Genomic DNA, 6,000 nt, shown 5'->3' on the forward strand with positions numbered 1-6,000 from the left:
GCAAAGGTAAGCGATTGGATCATATGCCCAGACCGCGCTCGTGGTTCAAGCAGCCTCTATAGATCCGCAGATCATCCCGCCCGGGAAAGCACCTTCAGGAGCAATGCCATACCATAGGGTGAAGACCGGTCCATGCGGCGTGTCTTGGGGAGGCTGTTCTCAAGGGAGATTCGACAATCAGGAGCAAACAGGCCGCTGGGAAGCTGAGGCCCGTGAAGGCGATGCGTGACGCCATGGCCGCCGGGGCAATGTGGGAACCAATCATTCCGTCACACTCTATCTATCAGCAGCAGCGGGCTGTCCTATTCGGCATCGCGATCGGCCATTTAAGGAAACTCGTTGATGATTTCCGACAAGACAGACAGGCCATCGTCAGGCGACCCGCAATTTACTCTCGTCTTCACCGGAGAAGCCGGTGAAAGCCATCACCCAAGATTTCAAGGCCTTCTTGTATTCGTTCAGAAGCGTGCGGCTTCGGCTGGAGACAAATTTCACCTCTTTGATCTTCAAGCGACTGAAAATTTGGGGCCTGGGTGGCTCGGCAAAGTCTAGAACTTGTGAGAGAACCCAGAACGTCGAAATCGTCCCATTGGGTCCCGCGGCCACAGCGGGCGGACCTTGGTCGAAGTCGGGTTTGCACGCGGCATGTGCACGGTCCTGTTCCGACGGACGTGGGGTGCCAACGTGCTGATGAATGCAGCGGCCTCCGTCCAATCGCCAACCGCTCTGAACCACGGCGCTAGCGAGCACGAATGTCCGACGCCTCCTGTCAGTCAGGCGCGACGTGGTCCGCCATGGTCTAAATCCATGTGCGAGGCGACAGGTTGTCGGCTCAGCGGAACATGAGGCCACCTGGTCGCTGTCCGATGCCGTCCGCGACGGTGAAACCACCCTTGTCTCTTCCGCTCGCTTCCTTAAAATGCACAGTTCGTCCGGGGGGATGTCGACGCTGGGCATGTGATCGGCCGGCTCACGTGGAACCGACATTCCTACAGATATATAGATCGTCGGGAGCGAGGATTATTGGCTATCCTTTGGGGCTCTCCAACCAAGGTGAAATGCCGGTGTGGAAGCGCGGCTAGGTCGCATCCGAGCCCTAGTCCAACCTGGTTGGCAACGCGCCGGTCTTCCACGTGGAAGCTATGACGCGTGCGGGCATGGCTCGCGGCTCCTGGCGGTCGGTGCAAGGATCATGAGGTCGAACGCCAACGTCGTCGCCAAGTCGAGCGAGCGCCATCGGTGGTTGGTAGGGTGTATATGCGGGCCGCGTCTGGAGGTATGAGCTCCTGTATTCGATCTTCTTCCATCGGACGCCGGGCCTATCGCCGCCCAGTGCGCTTCCATCCAGCAGGATGGAACAGCGTATGCCCAAGGCAATGGCATCGGCCACGAGGGATCGAGCGGTTGCAAGTATTTAACGAGAGCCGAGCGGCGAGGTCCCGGGTGTCGGTTATTGGAGCAATGCGATCAAGTGATGCATGGCACGGCAACCTCCTGCCCCGTTTGTAGCAGCGAAAGCAGGCTTCGATCTCAGCTTCCAGGGGCGTCGCTGGCAGGCGGTCTCATTCCGCTGGCCTTCCGGCCCATGGCTGACGCCGTCTCGGTGGTGTGGTTTTGTCTGAGCTTCATGAAAAGCCTCATCTGATGATCGGTTACATGGCGCCCCGGCACAAAGGTGGTTCCACAATCCTGAAAACCACCACTCTAGCGGGACGGCCGCGATCACAAACCCCAAAATCGGGCAAAGCGATTGGTATGTGCCTCCGGTCGGGCTACGCCCTCCCTGCGACACACACCAACCGCTCCGTCTCATCCTGTTTGACGCGCAGCAGCGACGCCTTCTACAAGCACGCACGACATCGCATCCGCGAGATTGAACGTGTTGCCCGCATCCACCGGGACCCTTTCGAGCCCATTATGCCTGTGCTTGAGGCTGACAGCCCAGTGGGCGAGTACCGCAAGATCACCGAGGAGATCATGCGACTGATGCCTGACGAGCAGCGTTATCCCAGACCCGCTGCCGAGGCCGTCAGGTCCTTCCTTCTCATCCGCCTGGGCATGCACACTGGCCTGCGCCAACGCAACCTGCGCGAGCTCCTCGTCTGCCCCCGGGGCCGGGAGCCAACGACCGAGCGACATCTCGAGGACAGGAAGAGAGGTGAACTCCGGTGGAGTGAGCGCGATCGGGGATGGGAGGTGCTGATCCCATCCGTTGCATTCAAGAACTCGACGTCATCATTCTTCGGCTCGAAGCCATTCAAATTGGTCCTGCCGGACCTGGCCGGACTGTACGATGCAATCGACGCCTACATCGATCGTCATAGAGCTCGCCTTATCGGCGATGCCGTCGACCCGGGCACCTTCTTCGTGAAATCCGTCAAGCGCACCAGCGCCGATGCCAGCTACAACCAGAACACGTTCTACGAGGCCTGGCGGCTCACCATCCAGCGCTATGGCATCTACAACCCGTGGACGGGACGCGGCGCCATCAAAGGTCTGCTGCCTCATGGGCCGCACAACGTTCGCGATGTGCTCGCGACCCATATTCTCAAGCAAACCGGGAGCTACGAGCAGGCTTCGTATGCTATTCAGGACACCCCGGCCATGGTGCAGCAGCACTATGGCCGGTTTCTCCCACAAGATAAGGCGGCCATAGCTGCCAGGATTCTGAACCAGGTGTGGGAGGCAGCATGATGAGGCTCGCTATGCGGAGGCGATCGCCGCGTCCACATAACACTGTTTCCCAGAGACTTTCGTCGCTGCAAGCGTCTAGGTTTGCTCGATGGGCCAGTCGATGTCGAGAGCCACCTGCCGCATCTTAGGTGGATGCCAGGGAGTGTTCGGTGAGGCCCATCCAACTCCGTGCACACTCCTTGCAACGCTTGCGCTCCCTGACCTGCCGTTGGCCTGATGGATTGATATTTGAATCCTCGCGCCTCTTCCGGAAGGACAGCAGGGCCATGTTGTGGGTACTGATGCCCAACAGGGACAAACGGCCTAGTGGAAGTGGCTAGCAGACTGTCCGCATTTCGCAGATGTCGCGCTTTAGCAGACACTGATTAGACGTTCAGCGGTCTTGCTCGTCGCTCCAGCCTTTTGACCACATCAGGCCCAAGATCGCTCCCTTGGACGAAGGCAGTATGCCCACAGTGAATACAACGGTCAGCGGAACCAGAACATAAAGATAGAACAGTGGACTGGCACCACCACGAAGCTCCATGTCGAGCATGAAAAATGCCACCAAGTGAATAACCAATGTCACCACCACGAAGGGGAGAAACAGCCCGGCCTTGTAATAGGCAAGCGGCTCGCCGCAGACGGCGCAGTTGTCGTGCTGCTCCAGGTAGTGGTGAAAGAGCCACCCCTTGCCACAGTTCGGACACTTGCACTTCACCCCACGCCAAATCGCAGGCCACGCCCGTTTGGCTGTGTCATCTGAGTTCACCTTGTTCATCGAACATCTCCAGTAATCCGCGGACGACGACCGCGCTTCAAGCCGAGCCCTCGGAACCTGAACAGTTGCGATGTGCAGGCCGCACCATTTTCAACCCAAGAGGATCCAGAACCAATGCGAAGAGGAGCATACATGCACTGCCCGAGCCTCTTGAAGCATATATGCACATTGTATGCATACAGTTCAACGGCAATCGCAGATTGCATGGAAGGTATTACACGATCAGCGAACCGAGCGCTGGCCGGTCTTTAATCAAGGCTGCCACCACGGTCAGGCTGCGCTCCAACTCCTCGACACCCGACGCTCCGCCCAAACCCAGCCGCACTCCTTCAGGAGGTTCCACAATTGCGAAGGCGTCGCTTGCAACCCCCGAAATGCCAAGATTCCGAAGACGAGCCACAAATTCGCCGCGAGGCCAGCCGCTCGGCAGATCGAGCCACACATGGAAACCTTCAGGATCCGAATTGACGACGCCGGTAGGCATAATCTTCGCGACTGCCATCTGCCTCCGACTGGTCTCGGCACGAAGCTCGTCAAGGAAATCGAAAGCGAGACCGCTCGAGATCCAGTCGGTGGCGAGGGCCGTGGTCAAAGGGGACGCCATCGCGGTGGTGCCCCGCAGCGCGCCAATCACCCTTATCGCAGAAGCCCTATCGGGAGCGACGAGATAGGCCACCCTCAGTGCCGGCGCGAGGCACTTCGAAAGACTGGCGATATGGTACACCGGCCCCTTCGCGAGTTCGAGAAGAGTAGGCAGTGGGCTGCGTTTCAATGCGCCGTACGCGTCATCTTCGATGATCGGTATCGAATGCATCGCCGCCACTTCCGCAATTTCACTACGTCGTTCAGCAGACCACGTCCTGGTGGTCGGGTTGTTCAACGTGGGTGTGCAGTAGATTGCCTTCGGCTGCAGCGTTCTGATCGCCTCTTCCAGAGCCTCCGGAACAGGCCCACTCTCATCCATCTGCATCGGGAACAGTCGAACCCCAAAATGCCCAGCTAAGCTGATGAAGCCTGGATACGTAAGGGGTTCGGTCAGCACCACGTCACCGCGCTTTGCAAGGGTGGCAACCACAGCGGTCAAAGCCCCCTGAGCTCCCGGAGCAACGAGTAGCCGGCCCACATCGACATCGGGAAGGCGTCCCGAGAGCCAGGTGGCACCAGCGACGCGATCCTTGAGAGCCCCGCCGGGTTCCTGATAACGAAGCATGAGTCTTGTGGCTTCTGGTCCCTGCATATTGGCCATTCGAGCCCACATGCTCTGCGCCACACGTCCGTCCTGCGGGATCGGAGGCAGGTTCATGCTCATGTCCACCAAGCCTGCTGATGCAATTGCCTGTTGAGGTGAGCGGCCCTTGATGAAAGTCCCTTGCCCAACTCGACCTTCGACCAGATCTCGGCGACCAGCCTCGGCATAGGCACGGGTGACAGTTGTGAAGTCCAGGCCCAAGCCCTGAGCAAGGGCTCGCTGTGGAGGCAGCTTGGTGCCGGGAGCCAGCCGCCCCTCCACGACGTCCAACTCGATCGCATCGGCGATCGCCAGATACAACGGGCCTTTGTCCCGATCCACCTTAGGTATCCACATTGTCGCAGGCGCTCCTACCGTATTGATTGCATACAATGTACATATATTACGTACGTCATTATCCTGACAATGCTCCGGCAGAACAATGAGCCTCAAGTTCGAATATCTCGATAACCTGCAAGCGCACCTCGACATCTCAAGAGCGATGGCAGCTACCGTCACTTCATCCAGCTTGAGCGCATACCAGGACACTTCCCGCAAGCCCTTTGGATAGATAGCTTCGGCAATGAGCGAGAGGTCACCGTCTGGTGCAGCAATGACTATCTTGGCGTAGGGCAGCATCCTGAGGTTCTGGCCTGCATCAACGAGGCGTTGCGAGGCGGTGCCGGCGCAGGCGGGACAAGAAATATTTCCGGTAACGCCCGGGCGCACGTGGAGCTGGAAGCTGAGCTGGCCGATCTGCACCGAAAGCCCTCGGCGCTGATCTTCACGTCTGGATGGATCTCAAATCTTGCTGCTCTGGGGACCTTGGGCTGCATTCTGCCTGGCTGCTTGATCCTCTCAGATGCCGGCATCCACAACTCGATGATCGAAGGCATCAGGCGGTCGGGCGCTGAAAAGGTGATCTTCCGTCACAACGACCTTGAGCACCTAGAACAGCTGCTTGCGGCACAGCCGATCGACCGCCGTCTTTTCCGGCCTCGTGCCCTTGCTCATCGCCAGCTGCGCCGTCGCTCTCTGGCATGGGCTGACCACTGACAAGCATCTCCAACCCTTCCTGGCGGCACTTGGCCTCTTGGTCCTGAGCTTCGTAGGCCTCGGTATTAGCTTCTATCCCTATAACGTGCCCGGTAGCCTCACCATCGAAGAAGCGGCAGCGCCGGATTCATCGCTTCTGTTCCTGCTGGTGGGGGCGACGATCCTGACCGACGATCCGGCACGGTCGCTTTGGCGTGAATCTAAATTCAAACAGCAAAGCGCCCGATGGGTTGCACCGGGCACTTCTTTCTCAAGTCACCTC

General features: G+C 58.8%; 4 protein-coding genes and 2 pseudogenes. 4 read left to right on the plus strand and 2 right to left on the minus strand.

Annotated elements, in window-relative coordinates; genetic code table 11:
* The first annotated feature begins 342 nt into the window (after positions 1-342).
* Both JEQ47_RS19940 and JEQ47_RS19945 read left to right on the plus strand, forming a co-directional pair.
* Positions 343-552 (plus strand): hypothetical protein, encoded by a 210-nt coding sequence (locus tag JEQ47_RS19940; protein WP_126148599.1) that lies wholly within the window; start codon positions 343-345, stop codon positions 550-552.
* Positions 553-1,839: 1,287 nt separating this feature from the next.
* Positions 1,840-2,694: pseudogene (locus JEQ47_RS19945) on the plus strand (hypothetical protein); the annotation flags it as partial.
* Between the two features lie 373 nt (positions 2,695-3,067).
* Here JEQ47_RS19945 and JEQ47_RS19950 read toward each other — a convergent pair.
* A complete protein-coding gene (locus tag JEQ47_RS19950; RefSeq protein WP_198878194.1) occupies positions 3,068-3,454 on the minus strand; it encodes a DUF983 domain-containing protein in 387 nt (128 codons plus the stop codon).
* 214 nt (positions 3,455-3,668) lie between these two features.
* Complete coding sequence (locus JEQ47_RS19955) at positions 3,669-5,174, minus strand: aminotransferase-like domain-containing protein (RefSeq protein WP_442873551.1); 1,506 nt, start codon at positions 5,172-5,174, stop codon at positions 3,669-3,671.
* Here JEQ47_RS19955 and JEQ47_RS19960 point away from each other — a divergent pair.
* A pseudogene (locus JEQ47_RS19960) lies at positions 5,169-5,648 on the plus strand (aminotransferase class I/II-fold pyridoxal phosphate-dependent enzyme); the annotation flags it as partial. The gene JEQ47_RS19955 and the pseudogene JEQ47_RS19960 sit on opposite strands and share 6 nt — an antisense overlap.
* 34 nt (positions 5,649-5,682) lie before the next feature.
* The coding region (locus JEQ47_RS19965; RefSeq protein ID WP_328769743.1) for a cytochrome d ubiquinol oxidase subunit II at positions 5,683-6,000 on the plus strand (318 nt) is incomplete at its 3' end.

The organism is Devosia sediminis (genome assembly GCF_016411825.1).
GTDB classification, from domain to species: Bacteria; Pseudomonadota; Alphaproteobacteria; order Rhizobiales; family Devosiaceae; genus Devosia; species Devosia sediminis.